Here is an 18,214-nt window from a genome sequence, read left to right on the forward strand (position 1 = left end):
AGAAACTCCTGCTGCAGTCATCAGTTACATGCATTTACACAGCGTCGATAGTTCGTCACGCAGATCTAACGAAATCACTTTATAAACAGGTGAAATAGTGAACTGCTTCACGGCAATAGGATTTGCCGTGTCAAAGTCTTGACGATCTTCAAAGTTGCCGTTAACACTTGAAGCCCGTTTCAGAAGCATTCATTTCGCAGTAGCCGGTTGGCGCACGCGCTCGGTTGTCTGTCGCTGCGCACCGTTCGGTAATACCCCGCAGTAAATCACGCGAATAAACGCCCCCAGGGGACGTTGGGCCGGAAAGCCCAGCGGTGGCGTTGCTTTGCCCAAAACCAGTCCAATCAGGAGCCGTACCGATGAATCGGATTTATCGCAAGGTCTGGAACAAAGCATTGGGTCAGTTGGTGGTGGCCTCGGAACTGGCCTCCTCCGGCTGCGGCGGTGGCGGGGTCGTCGACCAGCGCCGCACTGCGACACCGGCCACGCCCGCAGCACTGGCCGTGGCGTTGGGACTGGTCATCGGATGGGGCATGAGCGGTAGCGCCGCGGCACAATCGGTACAGATCGGTGGCAGCGCCACCTGCGTGGCATTCAGCGGCAAGCTTCTGGAAAAGTGCCTGGTGGAAGGCTCCGCCAGTGCCAAGGGCAGCAATGCGGTGGCGATCGGCAGCAACAGCAGCGCCACTGCGGCCAACAGCGTGGCGCTGGGCGCCGGTTCCAAGGCCACGCGCGCCAACACTGTGTCCGTCGGTGATGCCGGCAAGGAACGGCAGGTCACCAACGTCGCCGCAGGTACGCAGGCGACCGACGCAGTGAACAAGGCGCAGCTGGACGCGCAGGCGCGTGCCACCCAGGTCGCGCTGGCCAACGTTGCCGCAGACGGCAGCCGCTATTTCAAGGCCGACGGCGCAGGCGATGACAGCGACGCGGCGAAGATCGAGGGCGAGGGTGCGTTGGCCGCCGGCGCCGGTGCGCAGTCGCTGGCCAATGCCACCACCGCCGTCGGCACCCAGGCCATCGCAGCCGGCATCGGGGCCAGCGCGTTCGGCCAGGGTGCCCTGGCGCTCGGCGATGCCAGCGTGGTGGTGGGGCAGAGCGCGGCAGCCTTCGGCCTGGGTGACACCGCAGTGGGCGCCAGTGCCACCGCTGCCAGCGAGAACGGCGCAGCCACCGCGCTGGGCGCGTTGTCCGAAGCCACCGCCGACGGTGCGACGGCGGTCGGTGGCGGCGCCGTGGCGATGGGGCCGGGCAGCACCGCAGTGGGTCGCGGTGCCACCGCCGCCAACGAAGCCTCGATTGCCGTCGGTGCGTTCAGCACGGCGGTTGGTGAATACAGCACGGCGTTGGGCTCGAATTCCGCCGCAGTCGCCACCGGCAGTGTGGCGCTCGGCGCCGGTTCGCTGGCTGATCGTGTCGATACCGTGTCTGTCGGTGCCGCCGAGTACGGCCTGACCCGGCAGATCACCAGCGTCGCCGCCGGCACCGAAGATACCGATGCGGTGAACGTCGGCCAGCTGAAAGATGTTGCCGCGGTGGCCGATGCGACGGCCAAGCGTTTCCAGGCCACCGCCAGCAGCAACAGCGATGCCGGTGCCCTGGCCGAGGGTGACGATGCGCTGGCCGCAGGCGAGGCCGCCAATGCGATCGGCCACGGCACCACTGCCGTCGGCGCCGGCGCCACCGCCGTGGCGCAGAACGCCACCGCCGTCGGCAACAACGCGCTGGCCTCCGGCCAGAACAGCGCGGCATTCGGCAACAACGCACAGGCCAATGGTCCGGGCAGCGTGGCCGTCGGTGGCGCCGCCGTGGATGCCAACGGCAACCCGCTCATCACCAGTGGCGGCGTGCCGGTGGAGACCGGCGCCACCAGTGCCGGTGTCGGTGGCACTGCGGTCGGTGCCAGTGCCGAAGCCGGCGGCTTCGCCGCGTCGTCCTACGGCGTGGGCGCCTATGCCTCCGGCGCGCAGGCGTCGGCCTTCGGTGCGGTATCCAATGCCATCGGTGACTACTCGACGGCACTGGGCACGCAGAGCACCGCCACCGGCACCAGCAGCGTCGCCATCGGTGGCCCGGCCGACCTGATTCCCGGCCTGGGCTTCTTCGTGCAGACACAGGCCAGCGGCGAAGCCGCTACGGCGGTCGGTGCCGGCGCCATTGCCAGTGGTGACCGCGCGGTCGCCAACGGCAGCCTCAGCGAAGCGTCCGGTGCCGAAGCCACGGCGGTAGGCTACTTCGCCTACGCGCCCGGCGAGAACGCCAGTGCGCTCGGCGCGCAGACCTGGGCCAGTGGTGCACAGAGCACTGCCGTGGGCTACTACGCCACCGCGCGCGGCGCCAACAGCGTGGCGCTCGGTGCGAACTCCGAAGCGGTGCGTGCCAACAGCGTTGCGGTTGGCAGTGCCGGCAATGAGCGGCAGATCACCAGCGTCGCTGCAGGCAGCGAAGCCACCGATGCGGTGAACAAGGCGCAGCTGGATGCGGTGGCGAACACCGCCGACAGCACTGCGCGCTTCTTCCAGGCCCAGCCGGAAGCCGACAGCGATGCCGGCGCGCTGGCCGAGGGCGAGGGCGCCATCGCCGCCGGTTCGTCGAGCAATGCGATCGGTGCGGGCGCCGTCGCACACGGCGCGGCCGCGTCGGCGATCGGCGATGACAGCGTGGCGGTGGGCCGCAACAGTGCGGCCACCGGCAACGGCGGCGTCGCCATCGGTGGCCTCGGCCAGGCCTACGACGAATTCAACCAGCCAATCATCGGCGCCGACGGCAAGGCGCAGCAGGTCGGCACCACCGCAGTTGCCGATGCCACGGCGGTCGGCAGTGGCGCGCAGGCCACCGGTGCTGCCAGCAGCGCGTTCGGCAATGCGGCCAGGGCCAGCGGTGACAACAGCTTCGCCGCGGGCAGCAAGTCGCGTGCGACCGGCGCCTACGCGGTGGCGGTGGGGGACAGCGCGTTCGCCAGCAGCGATGACAGCACTGCGGTGGGTGGCTATAGCTGGGCTACCGCCAGTGGTGCCAGTGCCTTCGGTTCCGGTGCGTGGGCGACCGCCACCAATGCCTCGGCGTTCGGCAACGCGGCGTGGGCCAGCGGCACCGGCGCCACCTCGATCGGCTATAACAGCTGGGCCAACGGCACCAGCGCCACCGCCGTCGGCCGTGGTGCCTTCGGTTATGGCGACAACAGCGTAGCGCTCGGCTTCCAGGCGCTCGGCAACAACCTCAACAGCATCGCCATCGGTACCAACACCGTGGCCGGCGCCGAAAGCGCAATTGCACTTGGCGCGGGCAGCAATGCCAGTGGCAGCAACGCGGTCGCACTCGGCGCAGGTTCGGTGGCCAGCCGGGCGCGCACGGTGTCGGTGGGCAGCACCGGCAGCGAGCGGCAGGTCACCAATGTCGCCGCCGGTACCCAGGCCACCGATGCGGTGAACAAGGCGCAGCTGGATGCGGTGGCCAGCACTGCCACCACCACCAGTCGCTTCTTCCAGGCCAGCGGCAACGGTGACGATGTGGCCGGTGCGCTGGTGGAAGGTGACAACGCGCTGGCCGCTGGTGATGCCGCCAACGCCATCGGCAACGGCGCCACCGCGCTCGGCAGCGGTGCCAATGCGCTGGCCAGCAACGCGCAGGCGATCGGCTTCAATGCACTGGCGACCGCCGCCAATGCCAGCGCCGTCGGTGCCAATGCACAGGCCACCGGTGAGTATGCGACCGCGCAGGGCGCCGAGAGCGAAGCCAGCGGCGAACAGAGCGCAGCCTTCGGCGCGGCCGCTATCGCCAGTGGCGCCGGCAGCACCGCTACCGGCGTGTTGTCCGAAGCCTCCGGCGAAGAAGCGGTGGCCGTGGGCTACTTCAGCAATGCCAGCGGCAGCGCTGCCACCGCCGTCGGCAGCGAGAGCGTCGCCAGCGGCACCGCATCGGCGGCGTTCGGCATCGGCGCAGAAGCCACCGGCGGTTACAGCACCGCCATCGGTGGCTATGCACAGGCCTCGGCCTTCAACGCTACCGCGTTCGGCAACTTCGCCAATGCGTCCGGCTCCAACAGCGTGGCGCTGGGCGGCGATTCGGAAGCCTCGGGCGCGTACAGCACCGCCACCGGCCAGGGCAGCCTCGCCACCGGTATCAACAGCGTGGCGGTCGGTGGTTCGCTGTTCGGCACGCTGGCCACCGAAGCCTCGGGCAACTACTCCACCGCAGTGGGCGGCGGCGCCTGGTCGCCGGGCATCAACAGCACCGCGCTGGGCAATGCGGCCGAATCGCGCGGAGACAACAGCGTGGCGCTGGGTGCGGATTCGATCGCCGACCGCGACAACACCGTGTCGGTGGGTGGCGGCGGCAATACCCGCCAGATCACCAACGTCGCCGATGGCACGCAGGGCAACGATGCGGTCAACAAGAACCAGCTCGATGCCGTAGCCGCCGCCGCGGAAAAGACCAGCAGGCAGTTCCAGGCCAGCGGCAATGCCGACGGTGAAAGCGGCGCCTTGGTGGAGGGCGACAACGCGCTCGCCGCCGGTGATGCCGCCAACGCGATCGGCAACGGTGCCACGGCACTGGGCAGTGGTGCCAACGCACTGGCCGCCAACGCCACCGCGGTCGGCATCGATGCCCTGGCGACCGGCAGCAACGCGGCCGCACTGGGCAGCACGGCGCAGGCCACCGGCGAGGACAGCCTGGCCCTGGGCAGCGGCGCCAGTGCCAGCGAAGTGGGGACAAGCGCGGTGGGCGCGCGTGCACAGGCCAGCGGTGTCTACAGCACCGCCAACGGCACCGAATCCAACGCCAGTGGTGCACAGTCGCTGGCCAGTGGCTTCCGCAGCACGGCGTCCGCCGATGGCACCACCGCCGTCGGCGGCTATGCCGAAGCAACCGGTCGCTTGGGCACTGCACTCGGCTACGGTTCGGCCGCCAGCGGCGCCAACACCACCGCCGTGGGCGTCGGTGCAGCGGCGGCGGGTAGCGGCGCCGTTGCGGTGGGCCAGTCGAGTGAAGCCAGCGGCGCGGAAAGCGTGGCGATCGGCGGCAGCACCTTCTTCGGCCTGATCCCGTCGCGCGCCAGTGGTACCGGCGCGGCCGCATTCGGTGCCGGTGCGTGGGCTACCGAGGACTACGCCACCGCGATCGGCTGGAATTCGTGGGCCGCCGGCAGCGATGCCACGGCGCTGGGTGCCAATGCCACCGCCAACGGCAGCAACAGCGTGGCACTCGGTGCCGGTTCCACCGCCGACCGCGACAACACGGTGGCTGTCGGCAAGGCCGGCAGCGAGCGCCAGGTTACCCACGTCGCGGCGGGCACCGAAGCCACCGATGCAGTGAACAAGGGCCAGCTCGATGCAGTGGCCAGTGTTGCCGACAAGACCAGCCGCCAGTTCCAGGCCAACGGAAATGCCGACGGTGAGGCCGGCGCCCTCGTGGACGGTGACAACGCCCTCGCGGCCGGCAATGCCGCCAATGCGATCGGCAACGGCGCGACCGCGCTGGGCAGCGGTGCCAATGCGATGGCCGCCAATGCCACCGCGGTCGGCTTTGATGCGCTGGCCACCGGCAGCAATGCCGCTGCGCTGGGCAACGCCGCGCAGGCGACCGGTGTCGACAGCGTGGCCGTGGGCAGCAGTGCCAGCGCCAGCGAAACCGGTGCCATCGCCACCGGTGCCGGTGCCCAGGCCAAGGGCGCCTACAGCACCGCCAGTGGCGCACAGGCTACTGCCACTGGCACGCAGTCGCAGGCCAGTGGTTTCCGCGCCAATGCTTCGGCAGATGGTGCTTCGGCCCTCGGCAGCTACGCCGATGCCAGCGGTCGCCTCGGCACTGCGGTCGGCTATGGCAGCAGTGCCACCGCCGCCAATGCCACGGCGGTGGGTGTCAGTGCCACCGCAAGCGCCGCAGGCAGCGTGGCATTGGGCTCGGGGTCGGTGGCTGATCGTACCAACACGGTGTCGGTCGGCAGCAGCACCAGTGATCGCCAGATCACCCGCGTCGCCGCCGGTACCGAGCGCACCGATGCGGTCAACCGCGGGCAGCTCGATGCCGTCGCCGCAACCGCCGATGGCACCGCCCGCTACGTCAAGGCCAGCGGCGGCGGCACCGCCAGTGCCAGCGGGAGCGATGCGGCCGCGCTCGGTTCCGGTGCCAGTGCCAGTGGTGCGCGCAGCAACGCATTGGGGGCCAACGCGGCGGCCATCGGCAATGGGGCGCTGGCGCTGGGCAGCAGCGCCGGTGCGAGCGGCGCGAACTCGGTGGCGTTGGGTGCGGGCTCGCGTGCCCTCGATGCCAATGTGGTCTCGGTCGGTGGCGGCAACGGCACCGATGGTCCGGCCACGCGGCGCATCGTCAACGTGGCCGACGGCCGCATTGGCGCCGGCAGCACCGATGCCGTCACCGGTTCGCAGCTCAACGTCACCAACCAGCGCGTGGGCGCGGTCGAGACCCGCGTCGGTGATTTCGATTCGCGCATCGCCACGGTGGAAACCACTGCGGCCAGCGCGGTCGGCTACGACGACGCCAGCCGTGACCGCCTGACCCTGTCCGGTTTCCAGGGCACCACCATCGACAACGTCGGTGCCGGCAGCATCGCTGCCGGCAGCCGCCAGGCGATCAATGGCGGCCAGTTGTTCCAGTCGCTCAGCGATGCCGCCAGCTTCCTCGGTGGCGGCGCCAGTGTCGGCATGCAGGGCGTGTTCGTGGCGCCGAACTACGTGATCCAAGGGGCGACCTACAGCAACGTCGGCGATGCGCTGGGTGCGCTGGACCGCAAGGTCAGCGAGATCGATCGCCGCACCGCCACGGGCACGCGTTCGGCAACGGCGAGCCTGCGTTCGATGGGCGCCTCACTGGATGAAAGCGCGCTGGCCAGCACGGCGGATGCGCCGATGACGGCAGACGCTGCTCCGGCAAGCGCTGCCCGCGTGCAGGGCACACCGACGGCAGCGGCGGTGGGCGGCGGCACTCCGGTCGGCACCCCGGCCACCGGCCTCAATGCGGTCGCCATGGGCGATGGCGCGGTTGCCAGCGGCGCCTCGTCCACCGCCATCGGCCAGGGAGCCAATGCCACCGCCGCAAACGCGGTGGCGCTGGGCCAGGGCTCGGTTGCCGACCGTGCCAACACGGTCTCGGTGGGCAGTGAGGGCAACGAACGCCAGGTCACCAACGTGGCCGCCGGTACCACCGCCACCGATGCGGTCAACAAGGGCCAGCTCGACCGTGGCATGGCGACCGCCAACAGCTACACCGACAGCCGCGTGCAGGCCGTCGCTGACAGCTTCGATGTGTTCAAGGGCGAGATCGACGGACGCCTGCGCCACATGGATCGCCGCATCGACCGCCAGGGCGCAATGAGCGCGGCAATGCTCAACATGGCCACCAGTGCCGCCGGTATCCGCACCCAGAACCGGGTTGGCGTGGGCATCGGTTTCCAGGGCGGTGAATCGGCACTGTCGCTGGGTTACCAGCGTGCGATCAGCGATCGCGCCACGGTCACCTTCGGCGGTGCCTTCAGCAGCGACGACAGCTCGGTCGGCGTCGGTGCCGGCTTCGGCTGGTAGGCCGCTCCATGGCGCCGGCGGCCACCCACGCCGGCGCAGCACCTGCAATGAGGGCCTGGGGGGAGGTCACGGCAATCCCGGCTGGGCCGGCCGGGAGTCGTCAAGGAATGATGGCCGCAGTGTTGGTTCGATCCATGACCCAGAAGAGGAATTCGACGTGATCAAGAAGCAGAACCTTCGCATCAATGTTCTGGCAGCCGCAGTGCTGTCGCTGACCGGTGTTGGCCTGGCACAGGCCGCCGACCTGAAGGTAAGTGCGCCGTTGTCCGGCCCGAAGACGCAGCAGGTCGAAGGCATCATCGTGAAGTACCGCGCCGGCAGCGCCGCTGCGGCCGATACCAACGCCAAGCTGGCCGTGGTCAACGCAGCCGTCTCGCGTGCCGCCCTGGGTGGCACCAACGCAGCGGCGCGCAGTGCAGCGCTACGCCCGCAGGTGGCGCGCAAGCTGGGCATCGGTGCCGACCTGATCCGGCTGCAAGGAAGCATCGCCAGCGCCGAACTGGACAAGGTGCTGGCTGAACTGAAGGCCGATCCGACCGTCGAGTACGCGGTGCCGGACGCGATCATGTATCCCATCGACGCCGCCTCCACCGCACGCCTGGAAGCTGCACCGAAGGCCGATGCGTCGCCGACCTTCGTGCCCAACGATCCGAACTACCAGAGCCACAACTGGCACTTCCACAACCCGGTGGGCGGCGTCAACGCGCCGGCCGCGTGGGACGTCTCGCAGGGTGAGGGCATCGTGGTGGCGGTGATCGATACCGGCATCCTGCCCGAGCATCCCGATTTCGCCGCCGGCACCCTGCTGGAAGGCTACGACTTCATCAGCCAGGCCAGCCGATCGCGTCGTCCGGCCGATGGCCGTGTGCCGGGTGCGCTCGATTACGGCGACTGGATGCCGACCGCCAACGCCTGCTACCAGGGTTCGCCGGTGCGCGACAGCAGCTGGCACGGTACCCACGTGAGCGGCACCATCGCCGAAGCCACCAACAATGGTCTGCTGGCGTCGGGCCTGGCCTACAAGGCCAAGGTGCTGCCGGTGCGCGTGCTCGGCTACTGCGGCGGCACCCTGTCGGACATCACCGATGCGATCACCTGGGCCTCGGGTGGCACCGTGGCCGGCATCCCGGCCAACCAGAACCCGGCCGAGATCATCAACATGAGCCTGGGCGGTTCCGGCAGCTGTGATCCGGCCTACCAGGCGGCCATCACCGGTGCCATCAACCGCGGCACGGTGGTGGTGGTGGCGGCCGGCAACGATGCGATGAATGTGGCCAACGCCCGTCCGGCCAACTGCGATGGCGTGGTCTCGGTCGGTGCCACCGGCATCACCGGCGCGATCGCCTATTACTCCAACTTCGGTACCCGCATCGATCTGTCCGGCCCGGGCGGCGGTGTCACCGATGGCAATCCGAATGGCTATGTGTGGCAGGCGCTGTCCAGCAACAAGACCTCGCCGCCGGCTGCAGGTTCCACCACCGGTTACACCATCGGTGGCCTGGCCGGCACCTCGATGGCGGCCCCGCACGTGGCGGCCGTCGCCGCGCTGGTGCAGAGCGCGCTGATCGCCGCCAACCGTGATCCGCTGACGCCGGCCGACATGCGCACGCTGCTGAAGGATACGGCGCGCCCGTTCCCGGTCAGCATCCCGTCGGCCACCCCGATCGGCACTGGCATCGTCGATGCCAAGGCCGCGCTGGACAAGGCGCTGGAAGAGCCGTGCACCGAGAACTGCGGGCCGGTGGCCAAGCCGCTGACCAACAAGGTGGCCATCGGTGGCCTGAGCGGTGCGGCCGGCAGCAGCGCGCTGTACAGCTTCGAAGCCACCGCTGGCAAGCAGCTCAGCGTGATCACCTACGGCGGCACCGGCAACGTGTCGGTCTATCTGGCCAAGGGCCGGGAGCCGAGCGCCACCGACAGCGATGCGCGTTCGACCCGCCCGGGCACCTCGGAAACGGTGCGCGTGACCGCCGCAACCGCAGGCACCTACTACATCAAGGTGGTGGGTGAGTCCGCCTACAGCGGGGTGAGCATTCTCGCCACGCAGTAAGCGTGCGGTGTCGTAGTTGAATGATCGAAGCCCGTCACCCATGTGACGGGCTTCGTTTTTTCGCGAAAGGTGGCGTCCGGGCGGCGGAAATCACGGCTTAACTGCTAAAGTCGGGCCGATCGACAGGAGAGCTACGTGAACGCGCTTGCTGCAACCGCTGCCGACGACGTCGAAGGGCGCATCCTGGATGCGCTGCTGGCGCGTGGCCGCCTCAAGGAAGGGGACTTGGCGCGGGCGCGGCCGCTGCATGCCGAGGCCGGCGGCAGCCTGCTGGGCCTGCTGGTGCGGCTGGGCCTGGTGTCCGAACGCGATCAGGCGCAGACCAGTGCCGACGTATTGGGCCTGCCGTTGCTGGAAGGCAAGCAGTTGCCGGAGGCACCGCCGCAGGGCCTGGCCGAAGGCCTGCCGCTGTCGCTGCGTTTCCTCAAGCAGTTCCATGTGTGCCCGCTGGCACTGGATGAACAGGGCGTGCGGCTATGGCTGGCCGATGCCCACGACCTCTATCCGCAACAGGCGGTGCAGCTGGCGCTGGGCGTGCCGGTAACGCCGGTGCTGGGCATGCGCGCGGAGATTGATGACCTGGTCGAGCGCTGGTTCGGCCAGGGCCGCAGCGCGATGGGTGCAATCGTCGAGACCGCCGACGGCGAGGGTGGTACGGTCGACGACATCGAACACCTGCGCGATCTCGCCTCCGAGGCACCGGTGATCCGGCTGGTCAATCTGGTGATCCAGCGTGCGGTGGAGCTGCGCGCTTCGGATATCCATGTCGAACCGTTCGAGAGCCGGCTGAAAGTGCGCTACCGCGTCGACGGCGTTCTGGTGGAAGGCGAAAGCCCGCCGACCAACCTGACCGCCGCAGTGATCAGCCGCATCAAGATCATGGCCCGGCTCAACATCGCCGAACGCCGCCTGCCGCAGGACGGCCGCATCATGCTGCGCGTGCAGGGCAAGGAGCTGGACCTGCGCGTGAGCACGGTACCGACCGCGCACGGCGAGAGCGTGGTGATGCGCCTGCTCGACCGCGAAACGGTGGTGTTCGATTTCCACCGGCTCGGCTTCACCGACGCCTTCCTGCCGCAGTTCCGCAAGGTGCTGGAACAGCCGCACGGCATCCTGCTGGTCACCGGCCCGACCGGTTCGGGCAAGACCACCACGCTGTACACCGCGCTGAGCCAGCTCAACACCGCCGACGTCAAGATCATCACGGTCGAAGATCCGGTCGAGTACCAGATTGAAGGCATCAACCAGATCCAGGCCAAGCCACAGATCGGCCTGGACTTCGCCAACGCGCTGCGCAGCATCGTGCGCCAGGACCCGGACATCATCATGATCGGTGAAATGCGCGACCTGGAGACCGCGCGCATCGCGATCCAGTCGGCACTGACCGGCCACCTGGTGCTGTCCACCCTGCACACCAACAACGCTGCCGGCGGCATCACCCGCCTGCTCGACATGGGGGTGGAGGACTATCTGCTCACCTCCACCATCAACGGCATCCTGGCCCAGCGCCTGGTGCGCCGGCTGGAGCCGACCCACGCCGAGCGTTACGAAGCCTCGCCGGAAGAAATCGAGCGCTTCGAACTGCGCCGCCTGCAGCCGCAGGGGCCCATCCACCTGTTCCGCCCGAAGCCGTCGGCACTGGCGCCGACCGGCTACCTGGGCCGTACCACCATCATGGAATTCCTGGTGATGAACGATGCGCTGCGCCGCGCGGTGATGCGCCGCGATGGCATGGGCGAGATCGAACGCATCGCGCGCGAAGCCGGCATGCGGACCATGTACGAAGATGGCCTGGCCAAGGCGCTCAGCGGCCAGACCACCCTCGAGGAAGTGCTGCGCGTGACCGAGGAAAGCTGATGCGCGCAGGACGCCGGGGCTGACATGCCGAACTACCGCTACAAAGCGCTCAACCCGCACGGCGAGATCTTCGACGGGCAGATGGAAGCGGCCAGTGAGGCCGAGCTGGTCGCTCGCCTGCAGGACCAGGGCCATCTGCCGATGGAGACGCAGCTGGCCGATGGCGGCGCGATCGGTGGCAGCAGCTGGCGCACCCTGCTGCGCCAGCGTCCGCTGCAGGGTGCGGCATTGCTGCAGTTCACCCAGCAGCTGGCAACCCTGCTCGGTGCCGGCCAGCCGCTGGACCGCGCGCTGTCGATCCTGCTCGGCCTGCCGGAAGACGAACGCTCGCGGCGCGCGATCACCGACATCCGCGACGTGGTGCGCGGCGGTGCACCGCTGTCGACCGCGCTGGAGCGCCAGCATGGCCTGTTCTCGCGCCTGTACGTGAACATGGTGCGTGCCGGCGAGGCTGGTGGCAGCCTGCATGAAACGCTGCAGCGCCTGGCCGACTACCTCGAACGCAGTCGCGCGCTGCAGGGCAAGGTGATCAACGCGCTGGTGTATCCGGCGATCCTTCTGGTGGTGGTCGGAGGGGCGCTGCTGTTCCTGCTCGGCTACGTGGTGCCGCAGTTTGCGCAGATGTATGAAAGCCTGGACGTGGCGTTGCCGTGGTTCACCAACGCGGTGCTGCAGCTGGGCCTGTTCGTGCGCGACTGGTGGGTGCTGTTGCTGGTGGTGCCGGCGTTGCTGGCCCTGTTCTTCGAGCGCAAGGCACGGCAGCCGGCATTCCGCCTGGCGCTGGATGGGTGGCTGTTGCAGCGTCGCAGCATCGGCCGCCTGCTCGGTGAACTGGAAACCGCCCGTCTGGCACGCACCCTGGGCACCCTGCTGCGCAACGGCGTGCCGCTGCTCGGCGCGCTGGGCATCGCCCGCAACGTGCTCGGCAACCGTGCGCTGGCCGCCGATGTCGAAGCGGCGGCCGACGAAGTGAAGAACGGTGCCGGCCTCTCGCTGGCACTTTCGCGTGGCAAGCGCTTCCCGCGCCTGGCGCTGCAGATGATCCAGGTCGGCGAGGAATCCGGTGCACTCGATAGCATGCTGCTGAAGGCCGCCGACACGTTCGAACAGGACAGCGCCCGGCGCATCGACCGTCTTCTGGCGGCGATGGTGCCGGCGATCACCCTGGTGCTGGCCTCGGTGGTCGGTGCGGTGATTGTCGCCGTGCTGGTGCCGCTGTACGACCTGACCAATGCCATCGGTTGACGATGGATCCCTACGCAACCCCGACACCCCGCAACAGAAAGGACCGTCCATGATTGCTTCCCGTCGACCGATCCGCCTTTCCTTCACTGCCGCGCGCAACCAGTCGGGCATGAGCCTGCTGGAGATCATCATCGTCATCGTGCTGATCGGGGCGGTGCTGACCCTGGTCGCCAGCCGCGTGCTGGGCGGTGCCGATCGCGGCAAGGCCAACATTGCCAAGGCGCAGGTGCAAACCGTCGCCTCCAAGATCGACAACTACCAGATCGACACCGGCAAGCTGCCGGGTTCGCTCAATGATCTGGTGACCGCACCGGCCGGTGTCGGCGGTTGGCTGGGGCCTTATGCCAAGCCGGCCGACCTGAACGACCCGTGGGGCCACGCGCTGGAATACCGCGCACCGGGCGAGGGCCAGCCATATGAGCTGGTCAGCCTCGGCAAGGATGGCAAGGCCGGTGGCAGCAGCGTCGACGCCGACATCCGCTACCAGCCCTAAGCCTGCATGACGCATTTCCTGCCGCGCCGGCTGCCACGCCCGCGCCTGCTCGGCAGGCGTGCGGCAGGTCTGTCGCTGCTGGAAATGCTGTTGGTGATCGCGCTGATTGCCGCGATCGGCCTGATCACCGCCGCTGGCCTGTCGCGCGGCTTTGCCGGCATGCAGCTGCGCAGCGCCGGCAAGGACATTGCCAACCAGCTGCGCATGGTGCGCGCGCAGGCCATCGCCCGCGGCGAGCCGCAGCGCTTCGTGATCGAGCCGGCGCGACGCCACTGGCAAGGTGCGAGCCAGCGCCAGGGCGATGTCCCCGCGCAGCTGCAGGTGCAGTTCGAAGGCGCCGCGCAGCTGGCCACCGCGCCCGGGCAGGGCGTGATCGAGTTCCATCCCGATGGTGGTTCCAGCGGGGGCCGCATCCGCCTGCAGCGCGACGGCGCCGAATGGCGCATCGATGTCGGCTGGCTGACCGGAGAGGTCCGTTCCGGCCCCTGGCGGGGCCCATGAAGCGGCGCGCGCGTGGCTTCACGCTGCTGGAAGTAATCATCGCCTTCGCCCTGCTGGGCCTGGCGCTGACACTGCTGCTGGGCAGCCTGTCCGGTAGCGCGAAACAGGTGCGCGAGGCCGAGGTGCGTACGCGTGCGGTGCTGCATGCACAGTCGTTGCTGGCCGAAGCCGGTGTCGCGTCCCCCTTGCAGGTCGGCCGCCAGCAGGGCGACTGGGAGCAGGGCCGCTACCACTGGGAACTGCAGGTGCAGCCGTGGGTGGAGCCGCGCGCCGGCAACGCCGCAGCGACGCAGGCGCAATCGCCGGGCGCGCCGTGGCTGGCCGAACTGCAGCTGCAGGTCCGCTGGGGCGACAGCGAGCGCGAACAACTGCGCTGGCGCAGCCTGCGCCTGTTGCCGCCAGACCTGGAGAGCGCGCGATGAAGCGCCGCGCCACAGGCTTCACCCTGGTCGAGGTGATGCTGGCCACCGTGCTGCTGGCCGGTGGCCTGGCGCTGGCCTTCGCGAGCGTGCGCTCGGCGATGGCGGTGAGCCAGCGTGGCGAGCAGATTGCCGCCGAGAGCGAACGCATGCGTGCGGTCGAGGCCCTGCTGCGGCGACAACTGGCCGGTGCGCTGCGCACGCCGCTGGAAGTGCCTGATCCCACCCGCGAACCGATCTTCTTCCAGGGCGAAGAGCAACGCATGCTGTTCGCCGCCGATCTGCCCGGTTACCTCGGCCGTGGCGGTGCCTACCTGCACGCGTTGCAGGTGGACGGCCGCAGCGGCCAGCAACGCCTGTTGCTGGATCTGGTCCTGCTGCAGGAAGGCGAGCGCATCGCCGAGAACCCGCCACGCCCGCCGGAGGTGCTGGTGGAGAACCTGAAGTCGGTGCAGCTGCGCTATCGCGGCATCGACGCAAGCACCGGCCAGGTGACCGATTGGATGCCGCGCTGGGATGACACCCGGCGCCTGCCGATGCTGGTGGAGATCCAGGTCGTGCCGGCCAAGGGCGCACCTTGGCCGGCGCTGGTGGTGGCGCCACGCGCCGGTGGCAGTGGAGGTGCGCGATGAACCGCCCGCAGGGCGCCGCACTGGTGCTGGTGTTGTGGCTGATCGCGCTGATGACCGCGCTGGTCGGTGCCTTCGCATTGAGCGCGCGGGTCGAGCACCTGCAGCAGCGTGTGCTTGACGATGATGCACGCGGCCAGGAGCGTGCGCGGGCCGGGTTGGAGTACGCGCTGACACGGCTGTCGGCCGACCCGCAGCGACCGCCGTGGCGGGCCGATGGCCGCACCTATCGCTGGCAGTTCGACGATGCCGCCATCGAGATCAAGGTGCTGGACGAGAACGGCAAGATCAACCTGAACCTGGCCGATGTGACCCTGCTCACCGCGTTCCTCAAGGCGCTGGGCGAAGAGGACGGCGAGGCCCGGCAGCTGGCGGGCGCCATCGTCGACTGGCGTGACGAAGACAGCCTGGTGCAAGCCGGTGGTGGCGCCGAAGCGCCCGACTACGCGGCGGCAGGGCTGCCGTACGGCCCGCGCAACAAGCGTTTCGAGACGCTGGGAGAACTGCAGCGGGTGCTCGGAATGCGTGGGCCGCTGTACCGGGCCATGCTGCCCCATCTGACCCTGTACAGCCGCCAGGCGCGGCCCGATCCGCAGTTCGCCAGCCCGCCCGTGCTGACCGCGCTGGGGCTGGACGCAGACACCGTACTGGCCCAGCGCGCGCAGCAGGAGCGTGACGCCGATGCCGCTGGCGGCGCGCCAACGCTTGCCAGCAGCAGTGGCACCTATAGTATCGAGTCCCGTGTCACCGATGGCAGTGGACGCCGTTCGGTGCTGCAGGCAGTGGTACGCAATGGCTCGGGCGGGGTTCCCGGGCGGTCCTACACAGTGCTTCGCTGGGAGCAGGGAATGACAGCAAGATGACGGCTTGGCAGGACAATCTGCGACAGGTGCAGGGCCGGATCGGACCCGGCGCCGGTCGTTTCCTGCGCTGGTGGCGGCAATCGCTGCTGGCCTGGGTGCCGCCCCGCTGGCAGTGGGCGCTGGGTTGGGCGCAGGCGCGCCTGCTGCTGCAGCGCGATGGCGAGCAGCTGCAGGTCTGGCGCGAGGCCGGCGAGCGCCGCGAACCAGTGGCGCAGCTGCCGTGGCCGCTGTCACCGGCCGAACTGGATCGTGTGCTGGAAGCGCGCCTGCGCAGCCTGCCGCGGGTGTGGCTCTTGCACGCCGGCGACGTGCTGCGTCGTCCGCTGCGCCTGCCCGCTGCTGCCGCCGACCGTCTGCGGGCGGTGGTCGGTTTCGAGATCGACCGGCAGACGCCGTTTGAATCCAGCCAGGTCAGCTATGACGTACGCGAGCTGGGTGCTGCCGATGAAGGCCAGCTGCAGGTCGAACTGGTGGCGTGGCCGCTACGCCAGCTGGATGCCTGGCGCAGCAGCGTGGGCGAATGGGCCGATGCATTGGCCGGCGTCGATGCCATCGATGCGCACGGCACCACCCTGCGGGTGAACCTGCTGCCACCGGCGCAGCGCCAGCTGCGGAGCGATCCGATGCGGCGCTGGAACCTGCTGCTGGCCGCCGCCGCGCTGGTGATGCTGGTGCTGGCCGGGTTGCAGCTGCTCGACAACCGCCGCGCCGCCGCCGATGAACTGCGTGCCGAGGTCGAGCGCAGTGCACGCAATGCGCGCGGCGTGGCCAGCGAGCGTGCGCAGCTGCAGGCGCTGATCGACGGCGCCGCCTTCCTGGAAAAGCAGCGCAACCAGCGTGCAGGCACGGTCGAGATCTGGAACGAACTGACCCGGCGCCTGCCGGAAGGCACCTACCTGGAAAAGCTGGCGATCGAGAACAACAGCCTGCAGCTGATCGGGCTCAGCCGCGAGGCATCGCAGCTGGTGCAGCTGCTGCAGGACGCACCGCAGTGGCGCAAGGTCAACCTGACCGGCGTGCTGCAGGCCGATGGCGCTGCCAGTGGCCGTGATCGTTTCACCCTGTCCGCCGAGCTGCAGCCGTTGCAGGCAGCGGCCCCGACCCGGGAGGCGGCCGATGCCGATGCCAAGCGCGCGCCGTGACCGCTGGCTGGCGCTGGCACTGCTGCTGGCAGTGCTGGGCGTGGCCTATCTCCTTCTGGTGCACCCGTGGTTCACTCAGCCGCTGCGTGAGATCGATGCCGATGTGGCGGCACTGCGCGAGCGCGAATCGCGCGTGCAGGCGCAGTTGCAGCAGAAGCCGCAGATCGAGCAGCGCCTGCGCGAGACCCGCGAAGCCCTGCAGCAGCGGCCGGGCTTCCTGCGCGAAGCCACCGCCGAGGCGGCCGCCGCTGCACTGGGCGCGAAGCTGCAGGATGCAGTGGCGATGGCCAGCCCGGGCAACCGCAGCTGCACCATCAGCAACCGCACGCCGCTCACCGACAACCGGCGCGATGCCGAGTTCGTGCGCGTGGCCATGCAGGTGCGCCTGCGCTGTGGCGTGGCCGAACTGGCCACGGTGCTGCATAGCCTGGAAACCGGCAGCCCTCGCCTGTTCGTCGAAAATCTCAACCTGATCGCACAGCGGTTCCAGCAGTCGCCGAACGAGTCCGGGCTGGGCCTGGACGTGTCCTTCGAGCTGGCGGGCTACCTGTTGCCGGGTGCGGCAGCCGAGGCAGCGCCCATCGAAGGTGCCCCCGCAGCACCGGCACTGGACGCGGCGCCGGTGGCGCCATCATCGCCGGCGGTACCGCCGGCACCCGCAGAGGCGGCGCCGGTGGACGCGCAGGAGGTGGCCGATGAAGCGTGAGCCGATCAGCCTGCGCACCGGTTTCCTGCTGGCGCTGGCCGGCTGGGCGGCGGCGGTCTGGCTCGCCACCGGCTTCGGCCTCGGCAGCCAGCTGCCCGGCGCCGATGGCGATTCCGATGCCGCGCCATCGCTGCCCGCATTGCCACCGCTGGGCGCCGAGCGCATGGCCAGCGCCGACAGCTACAGCGCGATCGGTGCGCGCCCGCTGTTCGCCGAAGACCGCTTGCCGCGTCCCTACCTGCTGGGTGGCAGTGAACCTGCAGCCAGCGCAGCGCTGCGCCTGACCGGCGTGCTGCTCACCCGTGATTTCAGCATGGCCACCTTTACTACTGAACAGAACCGCTCCCTGCGCCTGCGCCTCAATGGCGACGCGGTGGATGGCTGGCAGCTGGTCGCGCTGGAGCCACGCCAGGCCACGGTGATCGGCCCGGGCGGCAGCCAGGTGCTGGAACTGGCGGTGTTCAACGGCCAGGGCGGTGAACCGCCTACCGTGCTGCGTGGCGCCAATGGCGCGCCGCCGGCGCCGGGAAGCCTGCCGCCGCCACCACCGCAGCCACCGCCCGCTGTGGCCGCGCGCGCGGCCGATATGCCTGCATCCGCAGCGTCGGCCGCGGCTGCTGCCACCCCACCGCCTGCCAACAGCAACGGCCCCAGCGAAGCGCAGATGCAGGCCATCCGCGAACGCATCCAGGCCCGTCGCCGCCAGCTGCAACAGCAGCAACAACCGTCGCCGCCCCCGGGCGATGGCACCAACCGATAGAGTGAATG

At 69.4% G+C, this 18,214-nt stretch carries 12 protein-coding genes; all 12 read left to right on the top strand.

All coding sequences use genetic code 11. The annotated features are described in order from the left end of the window. Positions 1 to 359 precede the first annotated feature (359 nt). The gene (locus QZ853_RS18805) at positions 360 to 7,541 is read left to right on the top strand and encodes an ESPR-type extended signal peptide-containing protein (RefSeq protein ID WP_295577589.1); all 7,182 of its coding nucleotides are present in this window, start codon (positions 360 to 362) and stop codon (positions 7,539 to 7,541) included. A 157-nt stretch (positions 7,542 to 7,698) separates the two neighbouring features. Then, on the top strand, positions 7,699 to 9,591 hold the full coding sequence (locus QZ853_RS18810) for a S8 family serine peptidase (RefSeq protein WP_295577601.1): 1,893 nt from the start codon (positions 7,699 to 7,701) through the stop codon (positions 9,589 to 9,591). A 135-nt stretch (positions 9,592 to 9,726) separates the two neighbouring features. Then, positions 9,727 to 11,448: a type II secretion system ATPase GspE gene (gspE, locus tag QZ853_RS18815; protein WP_295577612.1), complete on the top strand. Its 1,722-nt coding sequence runs from the start codon at positions 9,727 to 9,729 to the stop codon at positions 11,446 to 11,448. Between the two features lie 24 nt (positions 11,449 to 11,472). Then, positions 11,473 to 12,693 carry a type II secretion system F family protein gene (locus QZ853_RS18820; RefSeq protein ID WP_295577621.1) on the top strand — a complete coding sequence of 407 codons (1,221 nt, stop codon included), beginning with the start codon at positions 11,473 to 11,475 and terminating at the stop codon, positions 12,691 to 12,693. A gap of 49 nt (positions 12,694 to 12,742) precedes the next feature. Then, positions 12,743 to 13,186, top strand: a complete 444-nt coding sequence (gene gspG, locus QZ853_RS18825) for a type II secretion system major pseudopilin GspG (protein ID WP_004154150.1) — start codon at positions 12,743 to 12,745, stop codon at positions 13,184 to 13,186. Positions 13,187 to 13,192: 6 nt separating this feature from the next. Next, on the top strand, positions 13,193 to 13,687 hold the full coding sequence (locus QZ853_RS18830) for a GspH/FimT family pseudopilin (protein ID WP_295577624.1): 495 nt from the start codon (positions 13,193 to 13,195) through the stop codon (positions 13,685 to 13,687). Then, positions 13,684 to 14,109: a prepilin-type N-terminal cleavage/methylation domain-containing protein gene (locus QZ853_RS18835; RefSeq protein WP_295577626.1), complete on the top strand. Its 426-nt coding sequence runs from the start codon at positions 13,684 to 13,686 to the stop codon at positions 14,107 to 14,109. Before QZ853_RS18830 ends, QZ853_RS18835 begins: the two co-directional genes overlap by 4 nt. Then, positions 14,106 to 14,738, top strand: a complete 633-nt coding sequence (locus QZ853_RS18840) for a type II secretion system protein J (RefSeq protein ID WP_295577629.1) — start codon at positions 14,106 to 14,108, stop codon at positions 14,736 to 14,738. The genes QZ853_RS18835 and QZ853_RS18840 overlap by 4 nt, the downstream gene beginning before the upstream one ends. Further along, positions 14,735 to 15,598 carry a general secretion pathway protein GspK gene (locus QZ853_RS18845; protein WP_295577632.1) on the top strand — a complete coding sequence of 288 codons (864 nt, stop codon included), beginning with the start codon at positions 14,735 to 14,737 and terminating at the stop codon, positions 15,596 to 15,598. The genes QZ853_RS18840 and QZ853_RS18845 overlap by 4 nt, the downstream gene beginning before the upstream one ends. After that, the gene (locus QZ853_RS18850) at positions 15,595 to 16,740 is read left to right on the top strand and encodes a PilN domain-containing protein (protein ID WP_295577635.1); all 1,146 of its coding nucleotides are present in this window, start codon (positions 15,595 to 15,597) and stop codon (positions 16,738 to 16,740) included. Before QZ853_RS18845 ends, QZ853_RS18850 begins: the two co-directional genes overlap by 4 nt. Next, the gene (gspM, locus tag QZ853_RS18855) at positions 16,721 to 17,446 is read left to right on the top strand and encodes a type II secretion system protein GspM (protein ID WP_295578994.1); all 726 of its coding nucleotides are present in this window, start codon (positions 16,721 to 16,723) and stop codon (positions 17,444 to 17,446) included. The genes QZ853_RS18850 and gspM overlap by 20 nt, the downstream gene beginning before the upstream one ends. Then, a complete protein-coding gene (locus QZ853_RS18860) occupies positions 17,436 to 18,206 on the top strand; it encodes a general secretion pathway protein GspN (RefSeq protein ID WP_295577639.1) in 771 nt (256 codons plus the stop codon). Before gspM ends, QZ853_RS18860 begins: the two co-directional genes overlap by 11 nt. The last annotated feature ends 8 nt before the right edge of the window (positions 18,207 to 18,214 follow it).

This window comes from uncultured Stenotrophomonas sp., from assembly GCF_913778665.1.
Taxonomy (GTDB): Bacteria; Pseudomonadota; Gammaproteobacteria; order Xanthomonadales; family Xanthomonadaceae; genus Stenotrophomonas.